The sequence below is a fragment of the Halovulum dunhuangense genome (assembly GCF_013093415.1).
Classification (GTDB): domain Bacteria; phylum Pseudomonadota; class Alphaproteobacteria; order Rhodobacterales; family Rhodobacteraceae; genus Halovulum; species Halovulum dunhuangense.
The window spans coordinates 1-26,450 of record NZ_JABFBC010000005.1 but is presented as its reverse complement, the minus strand read 5'-3'; the positions used below and the strand labels follow the sequence as shown (position 1 = coordinate 26,450).

General features: G+C 67.6%; 25 protein-coding genes. 10 read left to right on the top strand and 15 right to left on the bottom strand.

Features of this window, described 5'->3' with window-relative positions:
- Positions 1–50 precede the first annotated feature (50 nt).
- Positions 51–1,484: a mannose-1-phosphate guanylyltransferase/mannose-6-phosphate isomerase gene (locus tag HMH01_RS16655; protein ID WP_171326935.1), complete on the top strand. Its 1,434-nt coding sequence runs from the start codon at positions 51–53 to the stop codon at positions 1,482–1,484.
- A 37-nt stretch (positions 1,485–1,521) separates the two neighbouring features.
- On the opposite strand, the gene HMH01_RS16650 is transcribed toward HMH01_RS16655, so the two are convergent.
- The 15 genes from HMH01_RS16650 to HMH01_RS16580 all read right to left on the bottom strand — a co-directional run bounded on the left by HMH01_RS16650 (position 1,522) and on the right by HMH01_RS16580 (position 17,100).
- Positions 1,522–2,496, bottom strand: coding sequence for a quinone oxidoreductase family protein (locus HMH01_RS16650; protein WP_171326934.1), 975 nt, complete (start codon positions 2,494–2,496; stop codon positions 1,522–1,524).
- A gap of 23 nt (positions 2,497–2,519) precedes the next feature.
- Complete coding sequence (locus HMH01_RS16645; RefSeq protein ID WP_171326933.1) at positions 2,520–3,269, bottom strand: DUF1028 domain-containing protein; 750 nt, start codon at positions 3,267–3,269, stop codon at positions 2,520–2,522.
- A gap of 9 nt (positions 3,270–3,278) precedes the next feature.
- Positions 3,279–5,072 (bottom strand): gamma-glutamyltransferase family protein, encoded by a 1,794-nt coding sequence (locus HMH01_RS16640; RefSeq protein ID WP_171326932.1) that lies wholly within the window; start codon positions 5,070–5,072, stop codon positions 3,279–3,281.
- Between the two features lie 63 nt (positions 5,073–5,135).
- Complete coding sequence (locus HMH01_RS16635) at positions 5,136–6,014, bottom strand: ABC transporter permease (protein ID WP_171326931.1); 879 nt, start codon at positions 6,012–6,014, stop codon at positions 5,136–5,138.
- The gene (locus HMH01_RS16630; protein WP_171326930.1) at positions 6,011–6,955 is read right to left on the bottom strand and encodes an ABC transporter permease; all 945 of its coding nucleotides are present in this window, start codon (positions 6,953–6,955) and stop codon (positions 6,011–6,013) included. Before HMH01_RS16630 ends, HMH01_RS16635 begins: the two co-directional genes overlap by 4 nt.
- A gap of 60 nt (positions 6,956–7,015) precedes the next feature.
- Complete coding sequence (locus HMH01_RS16625) at positions 7,016–8,527, bottom strand: ABC transporter substrate-binding protein (protein ID WP_171326929.1); 1,512 nt, start codon at positions 8,525–8,527, stop codon at positions 7,016–7,018.
- The gene (locus tag HMH01_RS16620; protein WP_171326928.1) at positions 8,527–9,627 is read right to left on the bottom strand and encodes an ABC transporter ATP-binding protein; all 1,101 of its coding nucleotides are present in this window, start codon (positions 9,625–9,627) and stop codon (positions 8,527–8,529) included. Before HMH01_RS16620 ends, HMH01_RS16625 begins: the two co-directional genes overlap by 1 nt.
- Complete coding sequence (locus HMH01_RS16615) at positions 9,624–10,625, bottom strand: ABC transporter ATP-binding protein (RefSeq protein WP_171326927.1); 1,002 nt, start codon at positions 10,623–10,625, stop codon at positions 9,624–9,626. Before HMH01_RS16615 ends, HMH01_RS16620 begins: the two co-directional genes overlap by 4 nt.
- Positions 10,622–11,338 (bottom strand): FadR/GntR family transcriptional regulator, encoded by a 717-nt coding sequence (locus HMH01_RS16610; RefSeq protein ID WP_216366910.1) that lies wholly within the window; start codon positions 11,336–11,338, stop codon positions 10,622–10,624. Before HMH01_RS16610 ends, HMH01_RS16615 begins: the two co-directional genes overlap by 4 nt.
- 193 nt (positions 11,339–11,531) lie before the next feature.
- On the bottom strand, positions 11,532–12,065 hold the full coding sequence (locus tag HMH01_RS16605; RefSeq protein WP_171326925.1) for an NADPH-dependent FMN reductase: 534 nt from the start codon (positions 12,063–12,065) through the stop codon (positions 11,532–11,534).
- A 27-nt stretch (positions 12,066–12,092) separates the two neighbouring features.
- Positions 12,093–13,406, bottom strand: coding sequence for a TRAP transporter large permease (locus HMH01_RS16600; protein WP_171326924.1), 1,314 nt, complete (start codon positions 13,404–13,406; stop codon positions 12,093–12,095).
- Entirely contained in the window at positions 13,403–13,969 is a 567-nt protein-coding gene (locus HMH01_RS16595; RefSeq protein ID WP_171326923.1) for a TRAP transporter small permease subunit, read from the bottom strand. Before HMH01_RS16595 ends, HMH01_RS16600 begins: the two co-directional genes overlap by 4 nt.
- Before the next feature lie 15 nt (positions 13,970–13,984).
- Entirely contained in the window at positions 13,985–15,064 is a 1,080-nt protein-coding gene (locus tag HMH01_RS16590) for a C4-dicarboxylate TRAP transporter substrate-binding protein (RefSeq protein ID WP_171326922.1), read from the bottom strand.
- A gap of 77 nt (positions 15,065–15,141) precedes the next feature.
- On the bottom strand, positions 15,142–16,287 hold the full coding sequence (locus HMH01_RS16585; RefSeq protein ID WP_171326921.1) for a CaiB/BaiF CoA transferase family protein: 1,146 nt from the start codon (positions 16,285–16,287) through the stop codon (positions 15,142–15,144).
- Positions 16,288–16,299: 12 nt separating this feature from the next.
- The gene (locus tag HMH01_RS16580; RefSeq protein ID WP_171326920.1) at positions 16,300–17,100 is read right to left on the bottom strand and encodes a citryl-CoA lyase; all 801 of its coding nucleotides are present in this window, start codon (positions 17,098–17,100) and stop codon (positions 16,300–16,302) included.
- Positions 17,101–17,246: 146 nt separating this feature from the next.
- Here HMH01_RS16580 and HMH01_RS16575 point away from each other — a divergent pair, with 146 nt between their 5' ends.
- From HMH01_RS16575 to HMH01_RS16535, 9 genes are all read left to right on the top strand, one after another.
- Complete coding sequence (locus HMH01_RS16575; RefSeq protein ID WP_171326919.1) at positions 17,247–18,110, top strand: dioxygenase family protein; 864 nt, start codon at positions 17,247–17,249, stop codon at positions 18,108–18,110.
- Positions 18,111–18,136: 26 nt separating this feature from the next.
- Positions 18,137–18,937 carry an IclR family transcriptional regulator domain-containing protein gene (locus HMH01_RS16570; RefSeq protein WP_171326918.1) on the top strand — a complete coding sequence of 267 codons (801 nt, stop codon included), beginning with the start codon at positions 18,137–18,139 and terminating at the stop codon, positions 18,935–18,937.
- Positions 18,938–18,995: 58 nt separating this feature from the next.
- Complete coding sequence (locus tag HMH01_RS16565; RefSeq protein ID WP_171326917.1) at positions 18,996–20,510, top strand: amidohydrolase family protein; 1,515 nt, start codon at positions 18,996–18,998, stop codon at positions 20,508–20,510.
- A gap of 614 nt (positions 20,511–21,124) precedes the next feature.
- Positions 21,125–21,496 (top strand): OsmC family protein, encoded by a 372-nt coding sequence (locus HMH01_RS16560; RefSeq protein WP_171326916.1) that lies wholly within the window; start codon positions 21,125–21,127, stop codon positions 21,494–21,496.
- 33 nt (positions 21,497–21,529) lie between these two features.
- A complete protein-coding gene (locus tag HMH01_RS16555) occupies positions 21,530–22,606 on the top strand; it encodes a C4-dicarboxylate TRAP transporter substrate-binding protein (RefSeq protein WP_171326915.1) in 1,077 nt (358 codons plus the stop codon).
- A gap of 14 nt (positions 22,607–22,620) precedes the next feature.
- The gene (locus HMH01_RS16550; protein WP_171326914.1) at positions 22,621–23,214 is read left to right on the top strand and encodes a TRAP transporter small permease subunit; all 594 of its coding nucleotides are present in this window, start codon (positions 22,621–22,623) and stop codon (positions 23,212–23,214) included.
- Positions 23,211–24,554, top strand: a complete 1,344-nt coding sequence (locus HMH01_RS16545) for a TRAP transporter large permease (protein ID WP_171326913.1) — start codon at positions 23,211–23,213, stop codon at positions 24,552–24,554. The genes HMH01_RS16550 and HMH01_RS16545 overlap by 4 nt, the downstream gene beginning before the upstream one ends.
- Positions 24,555–24,681: 127 nt before the next feature.
- Entirely contained in the window at positions 24,682–25,551 is an 870-nt protein-coding gene (locus HMH01_RS16540; RefSeq protein ID WP_171326912.1) for an NAD(P)-dependent oxidoreductase, read from the top strand.
- On the top strand, positions 25,548–26,285 hold the full coding sequence (locus HMH01_RS16535) for a ThuA domain-containing protein (RefSeq protein ID WP_171326911.1): 738 nt from the start codon (positions 25,548–25,550) through the stop codon (positions 26,283–26,285). The genes HMH01_RS16540 and HMH01_RS16535 overlap by 4 nt, the downstream gene beginning before the upstream one ends.
- The last annotated feature ends 165 nt before the right edge of the window (positions 26,286–26,450 follow it).

The following is a 26,450-nucleotide window of genomic DNA, read 5'->3' as shown; positions in this document are numbered from 1 at the left end:
GCCAGACCCGCTATCTCTGGCCAATGACCCGAAGCCGCGAAGGAGCAGTGATGGCCGAGCAAGACGCAATCCACCCGGTGATCCTGTGCGGCGGATCGGGGACGCGGCTCTGGCCACTTTCGCGCAAGAGCTATCCCAAGCAGTTCGCGCGGCTCACCGGGCCGGACACGCTGTTCCAGCAGACCGCGAAACGCCTGTCGGGGCCGGGCCTGGCCGCACCCACGGTGCTGACCCATTCCGATTTCCGCTTCATCGTGACCGAGCAGTTGGCCGCCGCCGGCGTCGATCCAGGCGCCATCCTGATAGAACCCGACGGGCGCAACACCGCCCCCGCGATCCTGGCCGCGGCGCTTCACCTGGAACGGACCGCCCCCGATGCGCTGATGCTGGTCGCGCCCTCGGACCATGTGCTGCGCGACGCCGACGCGTTTCGCGCGGCGCTTGAAGCCGGGGCCGAAGCGGCGCGCGCGGGGCGGATCGTCACCTTCGGCGTGGTGCCCGACCGGCCCGAGACCGGCTACGGCTATCTGCGGCTGGGCGCGCGCGGCGCCATCGCCCCGGGCGTGCAGCCGCTGGCGGGCTTCGTGGAAAAGCCCGACCGCGCCACCGCCGAGGCGATGCTGGCCGAAGGCGGCTACCTGTGGAACGCGGGCATTTTCCTGTTCTCCGTGCGCAACATCCTGGCCGCCTTTGCGGCGCATGCCCCCGACCTGATCGACCCGGTGCGCCACGCGGTGGATGGGGCCCGGCCCGATCTGGGCTTCCTGCGGCTGGACCCCGAGGGCTGGGCCGGGGCGCGCGACATCTCGATCGACTTCGCGGTGATGGAACGGGCGGACAACCTGAGCGTGGTTCCGCTTTCGGGCGGCTGGTCGGACCTGGGCGACTGGCAGGCGATCTGGCGCGAGGGCGCGCAGGATGCCGCCGGGGTCGTCACTTCGGGCGACGTGACCGCGATGGATTGCCGCGACAGCCTGCTCAGGGCCGAGTCCGGCGCGCAGACGCTGGTGGGCATCGGGGTCGAGAACCTGATCGCCATCGCCATGCCCGACGCCGTGCTGGTGGCCGACATTTCCCGCGCGCAGGAGGCGAAGGAGGCGGTCGCCGCGCTGAAGGCCCGCGGCGCGCGGCAGGCGACGCAGCTGCCCGTCGATCACCGCCCCTGGGGCTGGTTCGAGAGCCTGGCGCTCGGCCCCCGCTTCCAGGTCAAGCGCATCTTCGTGCATCCCGGCGCGGCGCTCAGCCTGCAAAGCCACATGCACCGGTCCGAACACTGGATCGTGGTGCGTGGCACCGCCAAGGTCACCATCGGCGCGACCACGCGCCTGGTGGCCGAGGGGGAGTCGGTCCATATCCCGCTGGGCGAGAAGCACCGGCTGGAAAACCCCGGCAAGCTGGACCTGGAACTGATCGAGGTGCAGACCGGCGCCTACCTGGGCGAGGACGACATCACCCGATACGAGGATGTCTACGCGCGGGGATAGGGCGGATGCCCCCGGCAGGGCGCCGGGGGCAGGATCGTCACGGCAGCAGGATCGTGGAACCGGAAGTCTCGCGCCCCTCCAGCGCGCGGTGCGCCTGGGCCGCATCTTCCAGCGCGAAACGCTGGCCGATCTGGGCCTTGACCGCGCCCGAGGCCATCTTCTCGAACAGGTGCCGCGCCATCGCCTGGCAGGTCTCGTGCCGGCCGATATGGGTGAACACGGTCGTGCGGGTCAGCTGAAGCGAGCCCTTGGCCGCCAGGTCCAGCAGGTTGACGGGCGGCACCGGGCCCGAGGCGTTGCCGAAGGAAATCATCATCCCCACCGGGCGCAGACAGTCGAGCGAGGCGCCGAACGTGTCCTTGCCGACCCCGTCCATCACCACGTCCACCCCGCGCCCGCCGGTCAGTTCGCGCACCCTGGCCACGAAATCGCCGTCGCGGTAGTTGATGCAGTGCGTCGCGCCATGTTCCAGGGCCAGCTTGCACTTCTCGTCGGACCCTGCGGTGCCGATCAGCGTGATCCCTTCCGAGCGCGCCCACTGGCAGGCGATCAGGCCCACGCCGCCCGCGGCCGCGTGGAACAGGACGGTGTCGCCCTTTTTCAGGGGCACGGTGCGGTGGAACAGGTATTCGACCGTCAGCCCCTTCAGCATCATCGCGGCCGCATCCTCGAAGGACACGGCATCGGGCAGCGGGCAGACCTGGGCCGCGGGCATGACGCGCGCCTCGCAATAGGCGCCGGGCGGCTGCGAGGCATAGGCGGCGCGGTCGCCGGGCTTCAGGTGCGTGACGCCCTCGCCCACCGCTTCCACGATGCCCGCGCCTTCCATGCCCAGCCCGTGCGGAAGCTTGGCCGGGTAAAGCCCGGTGCGGAAATAGACGTCGATGTAGTTCAGCCCGCAGGCCTTGTGGCGGATGCGGATTTCGCCCGGGCCGGGTTCGCCCACGGGCAGGTCCACCAGTTTCAGCTTTTCCGGTCCGCCGGATTCGTCGATCACGATGCTGCGTGCCATCGGCATTCTCCCCAGGTCAGTCTTCAAAGCGGCGTGGCGAAGGACCGGCTGGTCCGGCCTTCGGCCTTGCGCCGCGCCTCCTCGGCCGCGATCGCCGCGTCGATGGGTCCGCGGTCGGTCGTGCCCGAGAAGTTGTCCTTCGTCGGCATCGCGTCCGCAACCCACAGATAGCGTTCCTGCGCCACGTCATGCAGGCGGCGCAACTCGGCCAGCGGGTCGGGATGGTCGTCCGCGCGCAGGTCGAGCCAGGGGTAATCCTCGGTCCGGTGGATGCGCAGCGCCGCCGACTGGCGGCCGCGCTTGTCGCCGCCCGCGGCCTCCCCCGCCTCCATCGCGGTCATCAGCCGCTCGGCGAAGGGCAGGTGCAGATGCGCGAGATAGGCGGCCAGCGTCTGCTCGATCACCGCGGCGCCGGCCAGCATGTTGCCCGCCACCGACACGCCGTCGGCCGCGACATGGCCGCACCAGTCCACGCAGTCCGTACCCGTATGGGCGGCCACCACGCCGTGGGCGTCGATCATGTGGATCTGCCGGATCGCCTGGCCGCCATCGCGGGCGACAAGGTCGGCCAGCACCATGGGCGCATTCTTGCCCGCGCCCAGGCGATCGGCGGCCTCGATGCCCCAGATGGGGCTGACGAAGGCCTGCGTCGCCACCGCGCAGCGCCCGCCCCGCACATGCGGGACAAGCGCGCCGGTGGCGAAGAAGCGGCTGGCGACGGCAACGCCGTACTGCCCGGTTTCCGCGTCGCGGGCGACGATGGAATAGGTCATGGCTTCCCCTCAGCGTCCGATCGCATAGGCCTGCATCAGCCGCGGCGTCGCCGCCGCGCGCAGCAGCCCGTTCGCCTCGCGCTTGGCGGCGGTCAGGCGGCCCACGGTCCAGGGCTCGGCCACCTCGACCGCATGGCCGCGGCCGCGCAGGTCGTCGATCACCCCCTCGCCGAAGGACGGCTCGATCATCAGGTGGCCGGGCTTCGTGCCGCGCGGATAGAACGAGGCCTGGAAATGCGCGGTGTGGAACAAGGGCGCGTCGATTGCTTCCTGCAGGTTCATCTGGCTGTGCGCGAGCCGCAGGAACAGCATCAGCTGCCACTGGTCCTGCTGGTCGCCGCCCGGCGTGCCGAAGGCCATGGTCGGCACCCCCTGCCAGGACGCCATCGAGGGCGTGAGAGTGGTGCGCGGCCGCCGGCCCGGCGCCAGCGAGGTGGGCAGCCCTTCGTCCAGCCAGAACATCTGCGCCCGGCTGTTGAGCGGCATGCCGAGCCCCGGAATGACCGGCGAGGATTGCAGCCACCCGCCCGAGGGCGTGCAGGAGACCATGTTGCCCCAGCGGTCGATCACGTCGATATGCACCGTGTCGCCCCGGCGTTCGGTCAGGTGGGCCATGGTCGGCTCTCCTGCCCCGGCGCCCGGCCCGGCCTCCAGCTTGCGGGCCGCGCGGGCGACGGCGGCATCGGCCTGCGCCTCGAACCCGGCGATGCGCCCCGGCCGCTGTTCCAGCGAGGCGGTGTCACCCAGAAGCGCGCGGCGGGTCGCGGCGTATTCGCGCGAGAGCAGCGTTTCGACCGGGATCTCGGCGAAGTCGGGGTCGCCGTAATAGGCCTCGCGGTCGGCCATGGAAAGCTTGATCGTCTCGGTCACGCGGTGCACGAACTCGGCGCTGCGGCTGTCGATGTCGACGATGTCGGTCCCCTCGAGGATGCGCAGCGCCTGCAGAAGCGCCGGCCCTTGGGTCCAGACCCCGCATTTCCAGACCGTCCAGCCGTGGTAGTCGACCGAGAGCGGCTGCTCGTAGGTGGCTTCCCATTCGGCCATGTCCTGCCCGCTCAGCACGCCCTTGCGACGGCCGCCGGCGGCATCCATCACGCAGGCATCCTTGAGGTAGTCGTCGATCGCCTCGGCGATGAAGCCCTGCGAGAAGGCGCGCCGCGCGGCCTGGATCTGCACCTCGCGGGCATCGCCCGCGGCCTCGGCCTCGGACAGAAGCCGTTCCCAGGTGTCGGCCAGCGCGGGGTTCTTGAACAGGCTCTGCGCGGCCGGGGCGTTGCCGCCCGGCAGCCAGGTCTCGGCCGAGGTGGGCCACTCTTCCTTGAAGAAATCGGCGATGCCGGCGATGGTGTTGGCGACCCGCGGCAGCATCGGGTGGCCGTGGCGCGCGTAGTAGATCGCGGGCTCCAGCACGTCGCGCAGCTTCAGCCGGCCGTGATCGCGGATCGACAGCATCCAGGCGTCGAAGGCGCCGGGCGTCACGGTGGCCAGCAGGCCAGAGCCGGGGATCAGGTCCAGCCCCTCGGCGCGGTAATGGGCGATGGTCGCGCCCTTCGGCGCCACGCCCTGCCCGCAGATCACGCGCGGCGTTTCCTCGCCCGCCAGCTGGATCAGCATGGGCATGTCGCCCAGCGGGCCGTTCAGGTGCGGCTCTACGATATGCAGCACGAAGCCCATGGCGGCGGCGGCGTCGAAGGCGTTGCCGCCCTTTTCCAGGATGCTCATGCCGACGGCCGATGCGATCCAGTGGGTCGAGGCGACGACACCGAAGGTGCCCTGGATCTCGGGTCTGGTGGTAAAGCTCATGCGGGCGTTTCCTTTGTCGTTATTGCCTGTCCTTGGCACAGGTCGGATCCGTGGTTGAAGGCGTCAGGTGTCGCGCGGGTCAAGCGCGTCGCGCAGCCCGTCCCCCAGCAGGTTGAACCCCAGCACCACCAGAAAGATCGCGATGCCGGGATAAAGCGCCATCCAGGGCGCCTGTTCGAGGAAGTTCTTGGCCGTGTTCAGCATAGAGCCCCAGCTTGGCGCGGGCGGCTGCTGGCCGAGGCCCAGAAAGCTGAGCGAGGCTTCCGCGATGATCGCGGTGGCGATGGTCAGCGTGGCCTGCACCATGATCGGCGGAAAGATGTTGGGCAGGACGTAGCGCCACACGAGCGGCAGGTGCCCCAGCCCGATGGCGCGGGCGCTTTCGACGTAATCCTCGGTCAGCACGCTCATGGTCTGGGCACGCGCCAGCCGGATGAAGATGGGCATGGCCGACAGGCCGATGGCGATCATGGCATTGCTCAGCGACGGGCCGAGAAAGGCCGCCAGCGCGATGGCCAGGATCAGGAAGGGGGCGGCCAGCAGCGCCTCGGTCACGCGGCTGATCGCGGCATCGGTCCAGCCCCGGCGATAGCCCGCCAGAACGCCCAGCGGCACGCCGATCGCGACCGCGATGGCGACCGACACGACGCCCGCCAGCAGCGAGGCCTGCGCCCCCCAGATCATGCGCGAAAGCACGTCGCGCCCGATCTCGTCGGTGCCGAAGGGATGCGCGGCCGTCGGCGCCTTGCGCACCGCCGCCCAGTCGGTCGCGGCCGGATCGGGGATCGGCAGCAGCGGCGCCAGCAGCGCCACCGTCACGAAGAACAGGACAAGGACCCCGCCGAACAGCGCCGAAGGGCTGGATTTCAGCTTGCGCCAGGCGCGGCTGCCGGATTTCGGCGGAACGGCGTCGGCGCGGGTGTCGATCTCGGCGATGCTCATTGGTCCCTCATCCGCGGGTTGAGGACACGGTAGGCCGCGTCGGCGAAGATGTTCATGAAGATGAAGGCGATCCCGGTGCAAAGGACGATCCCCTGCACCACGGCATAGTCGCGGTTGAACACCGCATCCACCACCAGCTTGCCGAAGCCGGGGATGGTGAAGATCTGCTCGGTCAGCACCGCGCCGGCCAGCAACTCGCCGAACAGCAGCGAGATGATCGTCACGATCGGCACCAGCGCGTTCCTGAGCGCGTGCTTGACCAGCACCGTGCGTTCCGCCAGCCCCTTGGCGCGGGCGGTGCGGACATAGTCGGATCGCAGCACGCCCAGCATGGCGGACCGGGTATGCCGCATCAGCGTGCCCGCAAGCCCGGTGCCCAGCACGAAGGCGGGCATCAGCATGTTGCGGATCGAGGTTAAGGGGTCGTCCATGAAGGGGCTGTAGCCCGAGGCGGGAAGCCAGCCGAGTTTGACCGACACCAGCAGGATCAGCATGATGCCCAGCCAGAAGTTCGGCACGGAAAGCCCTGAAAGTGCGGTGACATTCGCCACCCAGTCGATCCAGGTGCCCTTCTTGTAGGCCGAGATCACGCCGGCGGGAATTCCGATCAGCATGGCCATCAGCAGCGCCATCACGGCCAGCTGGATCGTGACGGGCAGCTTTTCCCCGATCAGTTCCAGCACCGGCTGGCGCGTCCTGAGAGAGGTGCCCAGGTCGCCCTGCATCGCGTTGCCGATCCAGGTCGCGTACTGCACCGGGATCGGGTCGTTCAGGCGGTATTTCTCGCGCAGCGCCTCAAGCACGGCGGGGTCGCGTTCCTCCCCGGCCATGGCCAGCACCGGATCGCCGGGCAGCAGGTGTTGCAGCCCGAAGACGAAGATCGAGATCAGGATGATCGTGGGTATCGCGATCAGGACCCGGCGGCCCAGAAAGGCAAGCATGGCAAGGCTCCTTCAGGGAAAGGCCCGGGTCCGGCGCAGGGCCGGGCCCGGGCTTGGCTCTTACTCGGTCATCGAAACGCCTTGCAGGCGGATCATGCCGTCGGGATAGGGCACGAACCCCTCGACCGAGGCGTCGAGCGCCCAGATCCAGGCCGGGTGGTAGAGATAGACCAGCGGCAGATCCGTCATCAGGATCTCGGTCGCGGCTTCATAGGCCTGCTTGCGCACCGCGGTGTCGTTCGACGCGCGGGCCTCGTTCAGCAGCCGGTCCACTTCCGGGTTCGAGTACTTGGCATCGTTCAGGCCGCCGCCGGTGGTGACGAACTGGTGGATGTTGCCGTCCGGATCGACACGGCCTGACCAGCCGACCTGGGTCGAGGTGTAGTTGCCGGCGGTCTGCTCGGACAGCATGGTCGCGAATTCCTTCGCGGCGATCTCGATGGTGATGCCCGCCTCGGCGGCCATGGCCTGGATCACCTGCACGACCTGGGTCTGCACCGGGTTGTTCGCGGTCTGCATCTCGATGGTGACGCCGTCGGCATAGCCGGCCTCGGCCAGCAGCGCCTTTGCCGCCTCGATGTCGCGCGCCTCGACCGGGAAGCGGTCGTCATACCAGGGCGAGTTCGGCGGGACATGCTGGTTGCCCGGCGTGAAGGCGCCCTCGAAGACGACCTGGTTCAGCGCCTCGCGGTCGATCGACAGCGACAGCGCCTTGCGCACGCGGCTGTCCAGCCCCAGCGGGTTGTTCGCCCGCTCGCCATTGCCGACGTTGATCGTGATGCCCTGGTAGCCGATCGAGGTGGCGCTTTCGAGCTTGAGGCCGCTGTCGCCCCGCACCGAGGCCACGTCGGTCGCGGCCAGCCGCTCGAGCATGTCGATATCGCCCGAGCGCAGGTTCGCAAGCCGCACGGTGGTGTCGGGGATCGGCAGGAAGGTCACCGTGTCGAAGTTGATCGCGTCGGCATTGTAGTACTCGGCGAACTTCTCGAGCACGATGCGGTCCTGCTGGATCCGCTCGACGAACTTGAACGGGCCCGAGCAGACCGGGTTCAGGCCCAGATCGGCGCCGGCCTCTTCGGCGGCCTTGGGCGAAAGCATCATGCCCGCGCGGTCGGCAAGCTGGGCGATCAGCGTGGCGTCCGGCGCGCCGACGGTGATCTTCACGGTCATGTCGTCCAGCGCCTCGACCCCGGTGATCGAGGCGATCTCGGACTTGCGGCGGCTTTCCTCGAGGGTCTGGCTGCGGTTGATGTTGTAGACGACGGCTTCGGCGTTGAACGGCTCGCCGTCATGGAAGGTGACGCCCTCGCGCAGCGACATGGTCAGTTCGGTGCCGTCGTCCGACCAGCTCCACTCGGTCGCCAGCATCGGGATGATCTCCAGGTCGGGCGAGATGTCGAACAGCTTGTCGCAGAGCGAGGCATAGACGATCCGGCCGACGAAGGTCCGCGACTGGTCGGGATCGAGGACGTCGGGGTCCTCCTGCAGGCCGATCCGCAGATCGGCGGCCTGCACCATGCCCGCGGTCGCGGTCAGGGCGAAGGCGAGGGCGAGTTTTGCCTTGGCAGACATCAGTCTTCTCCTCTGTTGGGGTGGTTCGTGGTCTTTTCTTCCGCCGCGCGCGCGGCGCGGTAGAGCTCGAAACGCCGCTCGGTGGCGGCGGTGCGTCCGCCCTCGGCGTCGCCGAGGCCCGCAAGCTGCAATTCCTCGGCCCGGTGGCAGGCCACCTCGCGCCCCTCGCCCGCGGGGTGCAGCCCGGGACGCTCGGTCCGGCAGCGGTCCACGGCATAGGCGCAACGCGGATGAAACCGGCAGCCGGGCGGGGGTGCTATGGGATTGGGCGGATCGCCCGCGACACGGGCCCCGGCGCGCCGCGCGCCCACCTTGGGCAGCGGGATCGCCGCGACCAGCGCCTCGGTATAGGGGTGGCGCGGGGTGTCGAACAGCTCGGCGGCGGGGGCCACCTCGACCACCTCGCCCAGATACATCACCGCGACCCGGTCGGACATGTGCCGGATCACCGCCAGATCATGGGCGATCACGACAAGGGTCAGGCCGAATTCGTCCTTCAGATCCTGGAGGATGTTGACCACCTGCGCCTGGATCGACACGTCGAGCGCGCTGACCGGCTCGTCCCCGATCACCAGCTTCGGGCCCGTGGCCAGCGCGCGCGCGATGCCGATGCGCTGGCGCTGCCCGCCGGAAAACTCGTGCGGATAGCGGTCGGCATGTTCGGGGCGCAGCCCCACGCGCGACAGAAGCTCTGCCACCCGCGCGCGGCGTTCCCCGGGCGTGCCGATGCCATGCGCCTTGAGCGGCTCGCCGATCAGCGCCCCCACCGTCATGCGCGGATTGAGCGAGGAAAACGGATCCTGGAAGATGAATTGCAGGTCGCGCCGCAGGCTGCGCATCTCGGCATCGGCAAGCGCCGCGATGTCGCGTCCCTCGTAGATCACCGCGCCCTCGTCGGGGTCGATCAGCCGGACCAGCACCCGCGCCAGCGTGGACTTGCCGCAACCGGACTCGCCCACGATGGCAAAGGTCTCGCCCCGGCGGATCCGCAGGCTGACGCCATCGACCGCGCGCACCACGGTGGGTTCGCCGAAAAGCGGCTTCTTCGTCACGAAATGCCGCTTGAGGTCGACCGCCTCGAGGATGATGTCCTCGCTCATGCCACCACCTCCTCGAGCGTGATGTTTTCTAGAGGCGCGCGAACGCAGGCGGCGGCGTGGCCGGGCCCTATGCCGCGCATCGGCGGGCGGCTGGCGCAGGCCCCGATGCGGAACGGGCAGCGCGCGGCGAAGCGGCAGCCCTCGGGCATGGCGGTGGGCGACGGGACCAGCCCGGGGATCGTGACCAGCCGCTCGCCCAGCGCGCCGAGCGAGGGCATCGAACTCATCAGCCCGATCGTGTAGGGGTGCTGGGGGTCGTCGAACACGGCCGCCACGGGACCGCTTTCCACCACGCGGCCGGCATACATCACCGCCACCCGGTCGGCCATTTCCGCCACCACGCCCAGGTCATGGGTGATCAGGATCATCGCCGCCCCGGTTTCCGACTGGAGACTGCGCATCAGTTCCAGGATCTGCGCCTGGATCGTCACGTCGAGCGCGGTCGTCGGCTCGTCCGCGATCAGCAGCGCCGGGTCATTGGCCAGCGCCATCGCGATCATGGCGCGCTGGCGCATGCCGCCCGACAGCTGGTGTGGGAATTCCGAAAAGCGCTTCGCGGCGGCGGGGATGCGCACCAGGTCCAGCATCTCGATCGCGCGGGCCTTCGCGGCCTCGTGGCTGACGCCGCGGTGCCGGCGCACCGACTCGGCGATCTGCTCGCCGATGGTGAGCGCGGGGTTGAGCGAGCTCATCGGCTCCTGGAAGATCATCGCCATCCGGTCGCCACGGATGCCGCGCAATTCGGGCGCCGGCATCGACAGAAGGTCACGGCCCTGGAACAGCGCCCTGCCCCCGGTCAGCCGCAGCGGCGGATCGGGCAGAAGCCCCATCAGCGCCAGCGCGGTCAGGCTCTTGCCGCAGCCCGACTCCCCCACGATGCACAGGGTCTGGCCGGCGCCGATCTCGAAGGAGACGTCGTCCACCAGGTTGGTGCGCGCCTCGCGGTGGCGGATCGACAGTCCCTCGACCCGCAACAGCGCCTGATCGTTGCCGCTCATGGCTGCCCCCCTTCCAGACTTTGGCGCAAGCGTTCGGACAGGATGCGCAGATGCTCGGCCATCGCGTCCCGGGCGCGCTGGCCGTCCCGCGCCTCGATCGCGTCGATGATCGCCACATGCTGGCGGTCGTAGAAGGCGATGGTCTCGGGCGTGCGGGCCCGGTGGCGCTGGCGCTGCCATTCCTCGCCCATGCGCACCTCGTCCAGCATGGAGAACGCGGTCAGCAGCAGCCGGTTACCGGCGGTGCGCGCGATCAGCCGGTGCAGCGCGCCGTCCCACAATTCGGCCGAGTCCGAATCGTCGGCCTGCGCGGTGCGCACGGCCAGGTGGCGCATCTTGGCCACGTCGTCGGCGGTGGCCCTGCGCGCGCAAAGCTCTGCCAGCGAGGGTTCGATGCAGAGCCGCGCCTCCATCACCGACAGCGGGTCGGCATCCATCGCGATCTCGGCGGCCAGGGTGCCGGTCGGATCGGGGGGCTGGCCCGCGAAGGTGCCCTTGCCCTGACGGCGCCAGATCAGGCCCTCTGCCTCCAGCGCCTCGAGCGCGCGGCGCACGGCGCGGCGGCCCACCCCAAGGCTCGCGCTCAACTCGCGTTCGGTCGGCAGGCGGCCATCGCCATCGATCTGGCCGGTCTCGATCAGACGCCGGATCTCTCCCAGCGCGCGGCTGGCATTGCCTTCCGGCCCGTCCGTGACTGCGATCTCGTCTTTCACGCCCGATCCAATCCGCAAATGGTTCCGCTCCAATCCACGATTGGTCCGCGTCACAAAAAGGTCAAGCATTAATCGCTACCATGAGCGCACAGGCCGGGAACTGATCCAAGTCTGTGCAGATTGCACAGGATACAGACAGGAACGCCCCCGGCCCGGGCGGCCGAGGGCATCGTCGGTGCACGGTTTCGGTCGCTCAGAGGGACCCGATCTCGGCCAGGAACGCGGTCAGGCCCTTGTCCGCGAAATCGAGGATCGCCTCGTCCGCCAGCAGCCCGTCCTTCAGCTTGGCGGGCGCCTGCGGCACGATCACCTCCTGCCACGGGAACACCCGCGCCAGCATCGCGCCCAGCACGATCTTCAGGGCCGATTGCGCGCGCACGCCGCCCAGCGCCCCGCCCGAGACGGTGATGACGAAACAGGGCCTGTCCTTGAAGACCGAGGCGTAGCCGGGGCGCGAGGCCCAGTCGATCGCGTTCTTCAGCACGCCCGGAATGCTGTAGTTGTATTCGGGCGTGACGAAGACGACGCCGTCCGCCCCGGCCACCTGAGCCATGAAGGCGGCGACATCCGCGTTGTCGGTGATGTCGGCGTTGTAATGTGGCAGGCGGCCGATATCGGTCGTCGCGCAGGTGGCGCGCGCACCCAGCCGCGCGATCAGCGCGTCCTGCGTGCCACGGGCCGAGGACTGCGCCCGCAGGCTGCCGCATACGAATAGAAGCTTGGTCAAGTCAGTCTCCCGTCAGTTCGGATTGGGTCAGAGCCGCGCCAGCCAGGTCGCGATCTGCGGAAACACCATGAGGATGCCAAGGCTCGCGATCATGGTCAGGACGAAAGGCGCTGCCCCGCGGAATATCTCGGCCAGTTTCAGGTCGGGATCGTCCATGGCGGAGCGGATGGTATAGACCGACAGCCCGAAGGGCGGCGTCAGCAGCCCGATCTCGACCGCGATCACGGTCATCACGCCGAACCAGATCATGTCGAAGCCGGCGGCCGAGGCAACGGGAAGTGCTATCGGCAGCAGGATCAGCATGATCGAGATGGAATCGATCAGGCAGCCCAGCACGATCACCAGCACCAGGTACAGAAGCAGGAAGCCCCAGGGCCCGATGGGGCCGCTCAGCAGCGCATCGGCCAGTGCGCCGGGCAGGCCCGAAAGCGCGAGCATCCGGCTGAAGAAGGTGGCCGCCATGATCAGGAACAGCACCGACACGGTAATCTGCCCGGTTTCCACCAGCAGCCGCCAGAAGGTCGCCCGGTCGAGCGTGCGGCGCAGGATGGCCACCACCAGCGCGCCGAAGGCACCGACGGCGCCCGCCTCGGTGGGGTTCAGGAAGCCGCCGTAAAGCCCGCCCAGCACCAGAAGCATCAGGCTCAGGATCGGCAGCGCCTTGGCGGCAAGCTGGCCGAGGGCAAGGCCGGGGCCGTCGTCGTGGGTTTCTTCCGCGTCGAAGACGAAGGCGGGGTTGAACCGCGCCAGCATCCAGATCGCCACCGAGAACATGACCGCCAGCAGCAGGCCGGGGCCGACGCCCGCGAGGAACATCCGGCCCACGGATTGCTCGGCCAGCACCGCGTAGACGATCATCAGCAGCGACGGCGGGATCAGCATGCCCAGAACGGAACTGCCCGCCACCACCCCGGTCGAGAAGCGGCGCGAATAGCCGTGGCGCGTCATCTCGGGCACCGCCACGCGGCTGAAGACGGACGCCGAGGCGATGGAGATGCCGGTGATCGAGGCAAAGACCGCGTTCGAGAACACGGTCGCGACGCCCAGTCCCGCGCGCAGCCGCTTGAGCGCCCGCTCGAACACGTCGAAGGTGTCCTTGCCGACCCCCGAGACGGTCACCAGCAGCCCCATCAGCACGAACAGCGGCACCACCGCGAACAGGTATTCGCGCAGCGAGTCGTTGGCGACCGCGCCCAGCATCCGGGTCGCCACCGCGTCGTTGCGGATCGAGGCGACGCCAAGGAAGGATACCGCCAGCATGGAAAGCCCGATGGGCAGGCCGATCCAGATCAGTACGATCAGGCCCAGGACCCCGGCGATCCCCACCTCCATCGGGGTCATCGCGCCCCCTCCCTGCCGATGGCGATGCCAAGACCCGCGACGGCGCGGCGGGCGAACTCTATCGCCGCGACCGCGACGCCCAGCAGGATCAGCGCCCGGAAGGGCCAGGACGGCAGGGTCGCGACGCCGGTCACGCCGATATACTCGCCCGCCGCCATGTCCTTGCCCAGGATCCCCAGTGTCGCCCAGGCGATGCCGCCGATGGCCACCGCGCCCACCAGGTCGAAGACCGCCGCAAGTGCCGCGCCCGCGCGCGGGAAGCGGCGGCGAAAGCCGGGCAGGAACATGTCGGTGCGCGCCAGCCGGTCGGCGCGCACGGTCGCGGCCAGTTGCAGGTAGACGATCATCACCAGCATCAGCGCCCCCAGTTCCGAGACCAGCGGCAGCGAGCCGCCCATCACGTTGCGCGCCACCACATCGGCGCAGATCACCAGCATCAGCAGCCCGATCATCACCGTGCCGAGGGCCGCAAGCCCGTCCACCGCCAGCGCCCAGAGCCGGGCGATCGGGTGGGTGCTGCGCCCCGGATCCGGGGCGCGGCCATTGTCATGGGTGTTTTGCATGGGCGCGCCCAAGGCTCAGAGTTCCGCGTCCCAGTCGCGGACCGGGGCCTCGCCACGGGCGCGCAGCCCTTCCATGTAGGCGCGCAGGAAATCGCGGGCGGGCGTGCCGCGCTCTTCCAGCGTGTCGGCCCACTCCTTTGCGATATTGGGCATCGCGTTCACCCAGGCGGCGCGGTCCTCTTCGGCCATGGGGGTGATGGTCACGGGCGGGTTCTGCGTGGCACCCAGCTCGACCATGCGGGCCAGCGCCGTCTCGGGGCGGTCCAGCAGGTCCTGGCCATGCGCATCGGTGTAGTACTTGCCCGCCTGGACCATGGCGTCCTGCACTTCCTCGGGCAGGGCGTCCCAGCTGTCGCGGTTGATCGCGATTGCGCCCGAAAAGGCGACGCCCATGCGCACCTTGGTGATGTAGGGCGCGACCTCGTAGATCTTGGCGGGCAGAACGCCCAGTGCAAGGCTCAGCACCCCGTCGGACACCCCGGTCTGGATATCGGTGTAGAAGGTGGTCAGCGCGCCATCGACGGCGTTGGCGCCGGTGCCGCGCAGCCAGTTGCCCAGCACGCCGGGGGCGGACAGCTTCATCCCGTCCAGGTCGGCAAAGCCGCCGATCGGCTGCTTGGTGTAGACGTCGTAGCTGTCGGTCCCGGTGAAGCCCAGCACCTTCAGGTTGTACTGCTCCCATTCGTTGCGGAAGGCGTCGTTCGTCTCGAACAGCTCGGCCATGACGGCCAGCTGCGCGGGCGGGTTGTTGGTGGCGAAGGGCGCATAGCTGGAGGCCTGGCTCAGCGGCAGCTTGGCCGCCTCGAGGAACGAGAACACCCAGCCGATATCGGTGATGCCTTCTTCCACCGAGGACAGCGTCGCGTTGGCCTTGTAGAGCGTGCCGCCGAAGGCCTCGTTCCACTCGATCCGGTAGTTGCCGCTCTGGGCGAGGATCTCGTCGGTGCGGGCCATGAAATGGGTCTGCATCATGCCGACCCACGGGATCACCGTGGGATGGCTGGAAGCGATGGTCAGGCTGATCGTCTCCTGCGCGGCCAGGGGCAGCGGCAGCGCAAGGACGCAGGCGGTCAGTAGTCCGCGGATCGGTTTCATGTTGGTCCTCCCGGGGGGGTTGCACTTGTCTTGGTCTTGCGCCGGGGCGCATCCGCCCCGGCGGGTATCAGGCGGGCTCAGCCGGCCTTGCGGCGGGCGATCTCGGCCCGGATCTCGGCGCCATGCTCGTCGAGCGTGGGCGGCGGGGCGACGTCGCGGTCGATCTCTCCGTCGAAGCCGTAGGGCGCGCGCACCGTGGTGAAGGTGCCCATCTGCGGATGCTCGGCCGACACTGCCAGATGCAGGTGCCTTGCCTGCGGATCCTCCAGCGCCTCGTTAGAGTCGTAGGCCGGCGAATGCGGCACTTCCGCCGCCAGCAGCTTCGCGCACCAGTTGTCGCGGGTATCCTTCCGGAAGACCGGCGTGAAATGCGCGATCAGCTCGTCCTGGTGCTGGATGCGCTGCATCCGCTCGTTGAAGCGGGGATCCTGGTTCAGCGCCTGCTGGCCGGTCGCCTCCAGGAGCCCCTCCCAGAACTTGGTGGGCGAGGACATGTGGATCGCCACCCATTTCCCGTCGGAACACTCGAAGGTGTAGGACTGCGACACGACCGGGCGCGACAGCGGGCCCATCACCTCGCCCACCGAGAAGTAGTGGGTGAAGCTGTCCAGGTTGAAATGCGTCATCGCCTCGAGCATGGAAATGTCGAGCCGGTGGCCCTTGCCCGACTGCCCCCGCTCGACCAGCGCCGCCATGATGCCCAGCGCCGCGTATTGGCCCGTAATGGCGTCGGCCAGCGCCGGGCCGATCACGCGGGGGTTCGTGGGCGGCGTGACCAGCCGCAGGAAGCCGCTCGCAGCCTGCGCCACGGTGTCATAGGCCGGGCGGTCGCGCGACGGGCCGGTCTGCCCGAAGCCCGAGATCGCGCAATAGATCAGCCGCGGATTGATCCGCGCCAGATCGTCGAAGCCCACGCCCAGCTTTTCCGCGACACCGGGGCGGAAGTTCTGGATGAACACGTCGGCCGAGGCGATCAGGTCGTGCAGGACGGCCAGATCCTCGGGATCCCGGGTGTCCAGCGCGATGGAACGCTTGTTGCGGTTGTAGGTCTGGTAATGCGGGCTGTAGAGACCGCCCTTGAAGGCGCGGAACGGATCGCCGCTGCCCGGGCGCTCGACCTTGATCACGTCGGCGCCCAGATCGGCCAGGTGCATCGCGGCGGCGGGCCCGGTGATGTAGGTGCCCAGCTCGATCACGCGGATATTCTTCAGAAGCTTGACCATGGGATCCTCTCCTTACCCGTGCCGCTTCGACGGCTTGCCGTCATAGGCGATCGCCAGGTCCGCCTTGTGGGACATGATGAACCCGATGGAGCGCTGGGACTCCTCGAACAGATGCGCCGCCAGCCCCGCGGTTCGCGCCAGAAGCGGCACCGCCTTGATCGCCTCGAGCGGCCAGCCCGCATCGAGGATCGTGGCGGGGATCGCCCCCGAGACGTTGATCGGCAGCGGGCGGTCCATGATGCCGGGCGCATGCTGGCCGAGCAGGCGCAGCGTGCGCACATGATCGCCGGAAACCCCCAGCGCATCGGCGATGGCCAGCAGCCGGTCGGCGCGCGGGTCGCCCGCGCTGTGCTGCGGATGGCCCAGGCCCGGCACCTTTTTCCGCGCGGCCTTGAGCCCGTTCAGGCTGTCGATGGCAGCCTTCTCCAGATCCGTGCCGTCGGCCCGTGCCTTGGCGATCACCTCGGCCAGGTAGCGGCCGGACACTTCCGAGCTGCCCGCGACCACGCTGCCCATGCCCAGCAGCCCCGCCGACATCGCGCCCTGCCATGCCTCGGGCGCGGCGGCCAGCGTCATGCGCGCGGCCTGGACGCTGGGCACGAGCCCATGCTCGGCAATGGCGACAAGGCAGGCGTTCATCATCTTGCGCTGCGCCTCGGACGGCTTCTCGCCGGTGACCAGCAGCCAGAAGTAGTCGGTGAAGTCGATCCCGCCGATCAGCTCGTCCACCAGGTCGTGGCCGCGGACGGTCACGCTTTCGGCGTCCGAGGTCGCGATGGCGGTATACGCCTGATCCTGCTTTCCGATGCGCATTGCCGCTCCTTTTTTCGGTATGCGAAAACATTTTCTCTTGCCGAATGTTATGGCCTGATCTAGCTTCGCGTCAAGAAAGAATGTTTCGCACGGATGGGTGGCCGCGACCGCTTCTGCCGCCCGTCCCGCACCAGCCGGAGGAACCCATGGCCAACGTCAACCAGTTCAGCCTTACCCAAGCCGTGCAGGAGTCGTTCCGCACCGAGGAGGGCAGCCGCTTCCAGCTGCTGCTCAACAAGGCGATCGAGCACCTGCACGACTACACCCGCGAGGTGAACCTGACGCACGAGGAATGGATGCGGGTGCTGACCTTCCTCTACGACTGCGGAAAGATCTCGACGCCGGAACGCCAGGAATTCATCCTGCTCTCGGACGTGCTGGGCTTTTCGGCGCTGGTGGACATGATCAACACCCGCGGCGGTGCGACCGAAGGGTCCAACCTGGGCCCGTTCTACCTGGACGACGCGCCGGAAAAGGCGCTGGGCGACCACCTGGCCGACGGGCGCGACGGGGTCACGATCCTGGCCTATGGCAAGGTGACCGACACGCTGCACAACCCCCTGCCCCATGCCATCGTGGACACCTGGCAGGCCGACGGCTCGGGCACCTACCCGATCCAGGAACAGGAACAGGGCCAGGACAAGTACGACCTGCGGGGCAAGTTCACCACCAACGACAAGGGCGAGTACTACTACACCACCGTGCTGCCCAAGCCCTACACCGTGCCCTATGACGGTCCGGTGGGCGAGTTGCTGCGCGCGGGCAACCGCCATGCCTGGCGGGCGGCGCACCTGCATTACATCATCCGCGCGCAAGGCATGAGCGCGATCACCACGGAAGTGTTCTTCGAGAACACCGAGTACATCGACAACGACGCCGTCTTCGGCGTGCGCAAGTCGCTGATCGCCCGGCTCGAGCCGGTGAAGGCGTCGGACCAGATCGACTTCGACCTCAAGGTGAAGCCCGACGCCAAGTTCCGCTTCGACTTCGTGCTGGCGCCACAGGGCTGAGCGGGGCCAGGAGGGGGGCAGACGCCATGTCCGCAGATGACCGGCCGGCCGAATTCGTCGAGGCGCTCGCCAAGGGGCTTGCCATCATCGAATGCTTCGATGCGGCCCATCCCGAGATGACGCTGTCGGAAATCTCGCGCCGCGCCGGGATCACCCCGGCGGCCGCGCGCCGCAGCCTCATCACGCTGGAAACGCTGGGCTATGTCGGCAGCGCGAACAAGCGCTTCCACCTGCGCCCGCGGGTCATGGGGCTTGGCTCTGCCTTCTATTTCTCGGCCCGGATCGACGAGCTGATGCTGCCCGAGCTGCGCCATGTGGTGGAACTGTTCGGCGATGCGTCGTCGGTGGCGACGCTGGATGGGAAGGACGTGATCTATGTCGCGCACTACTCGGTCCAGCGCGCGCGCCGCGCGACGGCCGTGGTGGGCGCGCGCTATCCCGCGCATGCCACCTCGCTGGGCCGGGTGCTGCTGGCGGGGATGGAGGATGCCGCCCTCGACGCATGGTTCGCGGATCTGGAGCCGCAGGCGCTGACCGCGCGCACCCTGACCGAGCCGGGCGCGATCCGGGCCGAGGTCATGGCCACGCGCGAGCGCAACTACGCCACCACCGTGGACCAGCTCGACTACGGCATCACCGCGCTTGCGGTGCCGATCCGCAATGCCGCCGGCCAGACCGTCGCCGCCCTGAACACCTCGGGCTATACCGGGCTCGTCACGCCGGAGCTGCTGATCGCCGAGCGGCTTCAGGAATTGCAGGCGGCGGCGGCGCGCATCGGCCATGCCATCGACCGCTATCCGATGGCCGCCTCCATCATCGGCAATTGAACCCCCCGGGCGCGGCCCGCGCGGCCCGTGCCCCCCAACCTTTTCCGGGAGAACATCCATGTGCAGACTTTGCCAGCCGGGACAGGCCGCCCCCTGCCCCACCAATGTCGACTACCGCGCCGACGCGGCCCAGGTGGACGCCGCCGCGCGCGCGGCCCTTCTTGACGGCGCCCATTCGCGCAAGGCGCAGGCGCTCGCCGCCTCGACCCTGCCCGAGGGCGTGGGCACGCCGGGCCGCCGCGTGCTGATCAAGGGCGGCATCGTCATCAGCATGGACGACGCCATCGGCAACCACGCCGCGGCCGACGTGCTGATCGAGGGGGCGAAGATCGTCGAGGTGGCCCCGAGCATCGACGCCCCCGACGCCGCCGTGATCGACGCCGCGGGCAAGATCGTGATGCCGGGCTTCGTCGACACCCATCACCACCAGTTCGAGACGGCGCTGCGCAGCTTCCTGCCCGACGCGATCCTCGTGAATGACGGCCGCCCCGAAAGCGCCTTCAACTACTACGAGTCTATGCTGCAGAAGATGTCGCTTCTGTACCGGCCCGAGGATGTCTACATCAACGAGGTGTTCGGCTCGATCGCCCAGCTCGACGCGGGCGTGACCACGGTGATGGATGTGAGCCAGATCCACCACTCGCCGGAACATTCCGACGCCACCATCGAAGGCCTGCGCGATGCGGGCCGCCGGTCGGTCTTCGGCTATTTCGAGGGCTGGGGCGAGCGCGCGCAGTATCCGCAGGACGCGAAACGCATCCGGGCGCAGCATTTCGCCAGCGATGAGGGGCTGCTGTCCATGGTCATGGGCGGAGAGATCTACCTGCCCGGCTACGAGACCGCCTGGGCCATCGGGCGCGAGCTGGGCCTGCCCGTCGCGCTGCATGTGGTGGGCACCTTCGGCATGCAGCCCACCTTCGACGAGCTGGGCGCGGCGGGCATGTTCGGCCCCGACAACATCTTCATCCACATGACCGGGATGAGCGAGGCGGGCTGGAAATACGCCGCCGACGCGGGGGCGCATGTCTCCCTGTCGGTGCCGATCGAGATGCAGATGCGCCACGGCATGCCGCCGATCCAGAAGGCGCTGGACCTGGGCCTGTCCACCTCGCTGTCCACGGATGTGGAATGCACCATGACGGCGGATTTCTTCACCCAGATGCGCGGCATGATCACGCTTCAGCGCATGTTCGCCAATGAAAGGGCGCTGGCCGGCGAGGAGTATCCGAAGCTGATGTCGAGCCTCGACACCCTGCGCTGCGCCACCATCGAGGGCGCGCGCGGCCTGCGGCTCGATCACAGGACGGGATCGCTGACCCCCGGCAAGGAGGCCGACATCATCCTGCTCGACGCCGAGGCGATCAACGTGGCGCCCCTGAACCACGCGCCGGGCGCAGTGGTCACGCTGATGGAGCGGACCAACGTCGACTCGGTGATGGTCGCGGGCCAGGTGAAGAAGTGGCGCGGCACGCTGCTGGGCTTCGACATCCCGCATCTGCGCCGCGCGCTGGAGGACAGCCGCGACCACCTGTTCCGCGCGGCCGACCTGCCGCTGGATCCGTTCCGCGCCTGAGAACCGCGCCGGGGGCCGCACAGCGCGCCCCCGGATACGCCGCTCCGGCCAGCCGAACCGACACCCGCCTTCGGCAGGAAGCCGCGACCACCCGGGCGCCGGCCGCGCGCGTCGTGGCTGGCCGTGGGCAAGGCCAGGACGATAGCCGCGCCGCCTTGGCGTTCCACGACCTGACATTCGCGGATCTCGGGCGCGGCGGCCTTTTCGTCAAGACGCATCCCATCCCTTGCCCGCTGCCCCCGCCCTGGCCGCGCAGGCGGCGAGCGTTTCGTCTGCCCGGGACGGCAACAGGCAGTCGCCCCCCGACGCGGTGCGATCCCCATCAGCGCGCCTGCGCGTGTCACGCTGCATCCGGGAAGCGCGACGGGTCGCTGGTTTCCCGGCGTTCACGAAGGATCCGGCCGCCGCGCGGAGAGCCCCCGGCCGCCTGCAAGCCGTTGGCTGTTGACAGAACCGATCCACATCGATTATGCAATCGATTGCAAGATATGGGGTGACGTAGCATGGCGCAAGAAAAGCTCTTCGATGTGAAATTTTCCGCAACAGGACTCTGTGTCGGAAAGCTGCGCAACGAAGTTACGGTCGAGGCGCATGCGCCCTTCAGGAGCGTCAACATGCTCGCGACCGACGAGGGGAATTTCCAGGGCGGCGAGGGAACGGCCCCGACGCCGCTGGAGTATTTCCTGACCGGCCTGGTCGGGTGCCTGATGACCCAGCTGCGGGTGTTCAGCAAGAAGATGAAGGTTCCGTTCGACAGCCTCGAGGTGCGGTGCGAGGCCGCCTGGGAAGGCATGAAATCCGAAGCTGGTCCCTATGCGGGGGTCCCTTCCGGGTTTCGCATCGACATCGACATCCAGTCCAGCGCACCGAGCGAGCAGATCGAGGGCCTGGTCAGGGCAGCCCGGCTTGGCTGCTTCGTCGAGCAGACGCTCTGCCGAAAGAACGATCTTGAATACAGCCTGCAGATAAATGGAGCGGCAGAATAAATCGCAAGATATCCAAACAGGGAGGAAAAGGATATGAAGACCAGGAATGCATGCAAGGCGCTTTCGGGCGTATCGCTTCTGGCAATGCTGGCGGCCGGACCGTCCTTCGCGCAGGAGGAAATCAGCATCCGGATCGCCTCGGGCTTTGCGCCCAACGTGGCTGCGGTCAAGATCCTTCAGGAAACCTTCATGCCGCGCGTCGACGAGCGGCTGGCCGAAACCGGAAACTACAGCATCGAGTGGCGCGAGGCGTTTTCCGGCACGCTCGCCCAGCCCGGGGGCGAACTGGAAGCGATCCAGCTCGGCCTGACGGATATCGGCGTGATCCCCACCGCCTTTCACGCGGATCGCTTGCCGCTGTATCAGATCGGGTCGGTGACGCCATTCACGTCCAGCGACCTGGTGCTGATCTTTGGCGTGATGGATGACCTGGTCGAGCAGTATCAGGAATTCTCCGAGACCTGGGATCCGCTCAACCAGGTGTCGCTCGCGGTCAGCGGGATCCCGGACAACTATGTCCTGTGCTCGCGCGTGCCGATCAGCACCAAGGAAGATGTCGACGGCTTGCGCGTGGCCGGGGCGGGCCTGAACCTGAGATGGGTCGAGCCGGCCGGCGCCGTCGGCGTCACCGGCACGCTGGCCAACTTCTACCAGCTGGTGGAAACCGGCGTTGCCGACGCGATGATGGTCTGGGGAGAGGCGATCGTCTCGCTCAAGTACCACGAGGTGTGCCCGCATTACTTCGATGCCGGAATGGGCGGACTGAATTCCTATGTGATCAACGTCAACAAGCAGGCGTGGGATCGCTATCCCGAAGAAGTCCGGACCGCCCTGCGCGAGGCTGCGGTCGAGTATGGTGTGGCGATCGGGAACTTCTCGGCCGAGGTCGGGGCGCAGGCGCGCGACACGATGCTGGAGAGCGGCGGCACCGTGACGGAACTCAGCCAGGAAGATCGCCTTGCATGGGTGAACTCGCTGCCGCCGCTGGCGATCGAATGGGCCGATGCACTCGAGGGTGAGGGCGTTCGGGCGCGCGAGATCCTTGCGGCCTACATGGAGGCGATGCGCGAGGCAGACCAGCCAGTCCTGCGCGACTGGGACGTCGAATAAAGATCGCCGTTCCGATGACGCGAACGCACGATAGCGGTCAGCAACCCAAGGCAACGGTCGAGCAGGGAAACCTGCTCGACAACCAGATGCCCGAATTTCCGATCCTGACGCCACTCGCGCGCCTTTACGGTTTCGCGGGCGCCGCGGTCGTCCTCGGGCTTCTCATAATCGTCAATGTCGACGTGTTCGGCCGGTTCCTGTTCAACCGTCCTTTGGCAGGCACGCTCGAGCTGTCCGAAATGGGCATCGTCGCCATCGTGTTCCTGCAGCTTGCCGGCACCATCGGCGCGCGCCGTCTGACCCGCTCGGACGGTTTCCTGGGCTTTGTCGAACGGCGCCGATCCGTCCTCGCGCTCTACATGCGCGCGATCTTCAATATCCTCGGCGCGGTCACGCTGCTTGTTGTCGCCTATGGGCAATTCCCCCGGCTGATCACCTCTTATGTGCGGGGGTATTACAAGGGCAATGTCGGGATCTTCACCGCGCCGACCTGGCCGCTCGACGCCATCGTCCTGACGGGCGTTGTCCTTGGTGCCGTCATGTTCGTCGCCCTTGCCGGCGTGAACGTGAAGAAAATCATCAATGAAAAACGAAGGATCGCGGAATGACCGGTCTGGAAATTGGCATCATCTCGGTCGGTGCGATCATTGTTCTCGTCTATAGCGGCCTGCACATCGCAATCGCGCTCAGCCTCGTGTCGTTTCTCTCGGTCCTGTACCAGTCCGGAAGCACGAGCCTTGCGATCAACCTGCTGACACTCGCGGCAACGGACGGGATCGCAAATCAGACCTTTGCGGTCATTCCCCTGTTCGTTATGATGGGTCTGCTCATGAACGCCACCGGCGTCGGGCGCGACGCCTTCGATGTGGGCGACTTCGTGCTTCATCGCCTGAGGGGCGGGCTGGGGCTTGCGACAGTCGCCTCCAACGCGGTGTTCGCGGCGGTCACCGGGGTCTCGATCGCATCGGCCGCCGTCTTCACCCGGGTCGCGGTGCCGGAAATGCTGCGGCTCGGATATTCCCCGCGCTTCGCTGTCGGCACCGTGGCGGGCAGCTCGGTCCTGGGAATGCTCATCCCGCCAAGCGTTCTGCTCATCGTCTACGCCATCATTACCGACCAATCCATCGGTCGGATGTTCTTCGCGGGCATCGGACCGGGGATCATCCTGTCCACCGTCTACTGCCTGGGCATCCTGGCGATGGCCTACTTCATTCCAAGCATGGTGTTCGACCCGACGCGGAAGTTTGCCGATGAAGCCGCGATGGGCGCCGACCGTTTCGAAGGCGTCACCTGGGGCCAGATCGCGTTGAAGCTGCTGCCGATCGGGTTTCTCATCTTCGTCGTGCTTGGCGGCATCTACGGCGGCGTCTTCACCCCCACCGAGGCCGGGGCGGTCGGCGCATTGTTCGCAACGCTCTACGCGGTTCTGCGCGGCAAGCTGACCCTGGCGCTTTTTGTCCAGACGCTTCGGGAAACGGGCTACATCACCGCCGCGGTCTGCTTCCTGATCATTGCCGCGACGATGTACAGCCGCTCCCTCGCCTTTGCCGGTGTTCCCTCCGAAATCGGCCGGTTCGCGCAGACGCTGACCCAGAACTATCTGGTCATTCTCTTCATATTCGTGCTGATCGTTCTCGTGCTCGGGACCATCATCGATGCAATCTCGATCATGCTGATCGTGGTGCCTCTTTTCCTTCCGATCATGCTCCAGTTTGGCGTGGACCCCATCTGGTTCGGCATCATCACCACGATCGCGGTCGAGGTGGGCCTGCTGACGCCCCCCCTGGGGATGGCCTGTTTCGTGATCAAGAGTTCGCTCACGAACAAGGAAATCACGCTCGAGGATGTATTCATCGGCGCGCTTCCATTCGCGGCGATGATGCTTTTCGTGATCGGTCTTCTCGTGAGGTGGCCACACCTGATCTACATCGACCAGTGGTTCGGCTAGGGCCGCTGTATTGCCGACAGTATTCGAAGGCGGACCCGCACAGGGTCGAATACCGGAATTGAGCAAAAGGAGAGGCCGATATGCATGACTGTCTTTTTCGGCTCGGGCGCGTCTGCGGGGCCCAGCGATGAAGATCGGCTTCATCGGCCTGGGGCGCATGGGCGCAGAGATGGCGCTCAATCTTTCGCGCGCCGGGCATGACCTGACCGTCTGGAACCGGACCAGCGAGACATCGCGCAACTTCGCTGCCGAAAGCGGCGCGGCGATTGCGGCGTCCCCGGCAGAGCTTTGTGCGCAGAGCGAGCTTGTCATCACGATGCTGTCCAACGATGCCGCGTCCGAGGAAGTCCACTTCGCGCGCGACGGGCTCTTCTCGGTCTCGGGGCCGAAGACGGTGATCGAGATGGGCACGATGACGCCCGGCCACATCCGAAGGCTGATCGGGCATGCCCCCGCGGGGTTCCGCGTCATCGATGCGCCGGTCTCGGGGTCGGTCCAGGCGGCAAGGGACGGCGCGCTTCTGATCATGGTCGGCTGCACGCCGGAGGAACTCACCGAGCTTGCGCCGGTTTTCGGCTGCATGGGCAAGCAATCGATTGCATTGGGTGCTCCGGGACAGGCCGCCATCATGAAGCTTGCCGTGAACGGGTTGATCCATGGCCTGAACCAGGCCGTGGCAGAGGCGATCGTTCTCGTGGAACGGGCCGGCATCGATCCCGCGCTTGCATTCGACATCATCGAGTCGAGCGCTGCGGCGGCACCGATGCTGTCCTATCGGCGCCCCCTCTACCTGGCGGAAGCGGACCACGCGGTGACGTTCACGGTCTCGCTGGCGCGCAAGGACATGGAGGCCATGGCCCGGCTGGCAGAGGACGTGAACGTCGCGATCCCGCAGGCCCGCGTCACCTTGCAGAAGCTTCACGAAGCCGAAGGACAGGGCTTCGGAGACCGGGACATGGCCTCGATCCTGGCATTCATGCGGAAGGAAAGAACATGAAAGCAGCACTATTCGTCGGCGGATGGGAAGGGCACGCGCCTCTCGACTTCAGCGCCTGGTATGCGGATCTGCTCGGGAAGAACGGGTTCGAGGTGGTGATCCACGACACCCTGGAGCCGCTGGAACATCCGGAGACGCTGTCCGATATCGACGTGATCACGCCCATCTGGTCCTCGGCGCGGTCCGGCCACCGGCAGGAATTCGGCAACATGACCAAGCCGCAAGAGGATGGCCTGCTCAAGCTGATCTCCAGCGGGTGCGGCATCGCGGGCTGGCACGGACACATGGGCGACGCGTTCCGCGACCGGCCGACCTATCACTTCCTGATCGGTGGGCAGTTCGTCGCCCACCCCCCCGGCTGGCCGGACAATCTCCAGCCGCGAGAGGACTACATCGATTACGACGTGACCATCTGTCGGCCGGCGGACCCGATCGTGCGCGGCATATCCAGTTTCAGGCTCAGGTCGGAACAGTATTACATGCTGGTGGACCCGTCGAACGAGGTTCTCGCCACGACCACCTTTTCCGGGGAACATCTGTGGTGGATCGAGGGCACCACGATGCCCGTCGTCTGGAAGCGCCGCTGGGACAAGGGCCGCGTCTTCTACTGCTCGATCGGCCATGAGCTGGACGATCTCAGGAACCCCAAGGTGACCGAGATCATTCGCCGCGGCGTGATCTGGGCGGCCGAGGGCCGGCGCGTTGCGGCGGGCGATGCCGGTGCACCGGCCTAGACCAGCGCCGCGGCGCGCAAGCGTGGGCCCGGGGGCCGTCGCCACCAGCATGGAACGCGCGGCGGCTACCGCCCCCGGGGCCTGCCCGGCCGCGGCCACCTCGTACCGGTCTGCCCCATGACCTGCGGGCGGACCATCGTCATCGTCTGAACAAGAAATGGAAAC

Excerpts from the sequence above, each read along its gene's own strand:
- HMH01_RS16560 (WP_171326916.1), top strand. The coding sequence starts at position 21,125 with ATGCTCGCGACCGACGAGGGGAATTTCCAGGGCGGCGAGGGAACGGCC.
- HMH01_RS16590 (WP_171326922.1), bottom strand. The coding sequence starts at position 15,064 with ATGAAACCGATCCGCGGACTACTGACCGCCTGCGTCCTTGCGCTGCCG.
- HMH01_RS16585 (WP_171326921.1), bottom strand. The coding sequence starts at position 16,287 with ATGGTCAAGCTTCTGAAGAATATCCGCGTGATCGAGCTGGGCACCTAC.
- HMH01_RS16595 (WP_171326923.1), bottom strand. The coding sequence starts at position 13,969 with ATGCAAAACACCCATGACAATGGCCGCGCCCCGGATCCGGGGCGCAGC.
- HMH01_RS16580 (WP_171326920.1), bottom strand. The coding sequence starts at position 17,100 with ATGCGCATCGGAAAGCAGGATCAGGCGTATACCGCCATCGCGACCTCG.
- HMH01_RS16535 (WP_171326911.1), top strand. The coding sequence starts at position 25,548 with ATGAAAGCAGCACTATTCGTCGGCGGATGGGAAGGGCACGCGCCTCTC.
- HMH01_RS16615 (WP_171326927.1), bottom strand. The coding sequence starts at position 10,625 with ATGAGCGGCAACGATCAGGCGCTGTTGCGGGTCGAGGGACTGTCGATC.
- HMH01_RS16655 (WP_171326935.1), top strand. The coding sequence starts at position 51 with ATGGCCGAGCAAGACGCAATCCACCCGGTGATCCTGTGCGGCGGATCG.
- HMH01_RS16570 (WP_171326918.1), top strand. The coding sequence starts at position 18,137 with ATGTCCGCAGATGACCGGCCGGCCGAATTCGTCGAGGCGCTCGCCAAG.
- HMH01_RS16600 (WP_171326924.1), bottom strand. The coding sequence starts at position 13,406 with ATGACCCCGATGGAGGTGGGGATCGCCGGGGTCCTGGGCCTGATCGTA.
- HMH01_RS16620 (WP_171326928.1), bottom strand. The coding sequence starts at position 9,627 with ATGAGCGAGGACATCATCCTCGAGGCGGTCGACCTCAAGCGGCATTTC.
- HMH01_RS16630 (WP_171326930.1), bottom strand. The coding sequence starts at position 6,955 with ATGCTTGCCTTTCTGGGCCGCCGGGTCCTGATCGCGATACCCACGATC.
- HMH01_RS16645 (WP_171326933.1), bottom strand. The coding sequence starts at position 3,269 with ATGACCTATTCCATCGTCGCCCGCGACGCGGAAACCGGGCAGTACGGC.
- HMH01_RS16565 (WP_171326917.1), top strand. The coding sequence starts at position 18,996 with ATGTGCAGACTTTGCCAGCCGGGACAGGCCGCCCCCTGCCCCACCAAT.
- HMH01_RS16635 (WP_171326931.1), bottom strand. The coding sequence starts at position 6,014 with ATGAGCATCGCCGAGATCGACACCCGCGCCGACGCCGTTCCGCCGAAA.
- HMH01_RS16650 (WP_171326934.1), bottom strand. The coding sequence starts at position 2,496 with ATGGCACGCAGCATCGTGATCGACGAATCCGGCGGACCGGAAAAGCTG.
- HMH01_RS16540 (WP_171326912.1), top strand. The coding sequence starts at position 24,682 with ATGAAGATCGGCTTCATCGGCCTGGGGCGCATGGGCGCAGAGATGGCG.
- HMH01_RS16555 (WP_171326915.1), top strand. The coding sequence starts at position 21,530 with ATGAAGACCAGGAATGCATGCAAGGCGCTTTCGGGCGTATCGCTTCTG.
- HMH01_RS16550 (WP_171326914.1), top strand. The coding sequence starts at position 22,621 with ATGACGCGAACGCACGATAGCGGTCAGCAACCCAAGGCAACGGTCGAG.
- HMH01_RS16545 (WP_171326913.1), top strand. The coding sequence starts at position 23,211 with ATGACCGGTCTGGAAATTGGCATCATCTCGGTCGGTGCGATCATTGTT.
- HMH01_RS16640 (WP_171326932.1), bottom strand. The coding sequence starts at position 5,072 with ATGAGCTTTACCACCAGACCCGAGATCCAGGGCACCTTCGGTGTCGTC.
- HMH01_RS16575 (WP_171326919.1), top strand. The coding sequence starts at position 17,247 with ATGGCCAACGTCAACCAGTTCAGCCTTACCCAAGCCGTGCAGGAGTCG.
- HMH01_RS16625 (WP_171326929.1), bottom strand. The coding sequence starts at position 8,527 with ATGTCTGCCAAGGCAAAACTCGCCCTCGCCTTCGCCCTGACCGCGACC.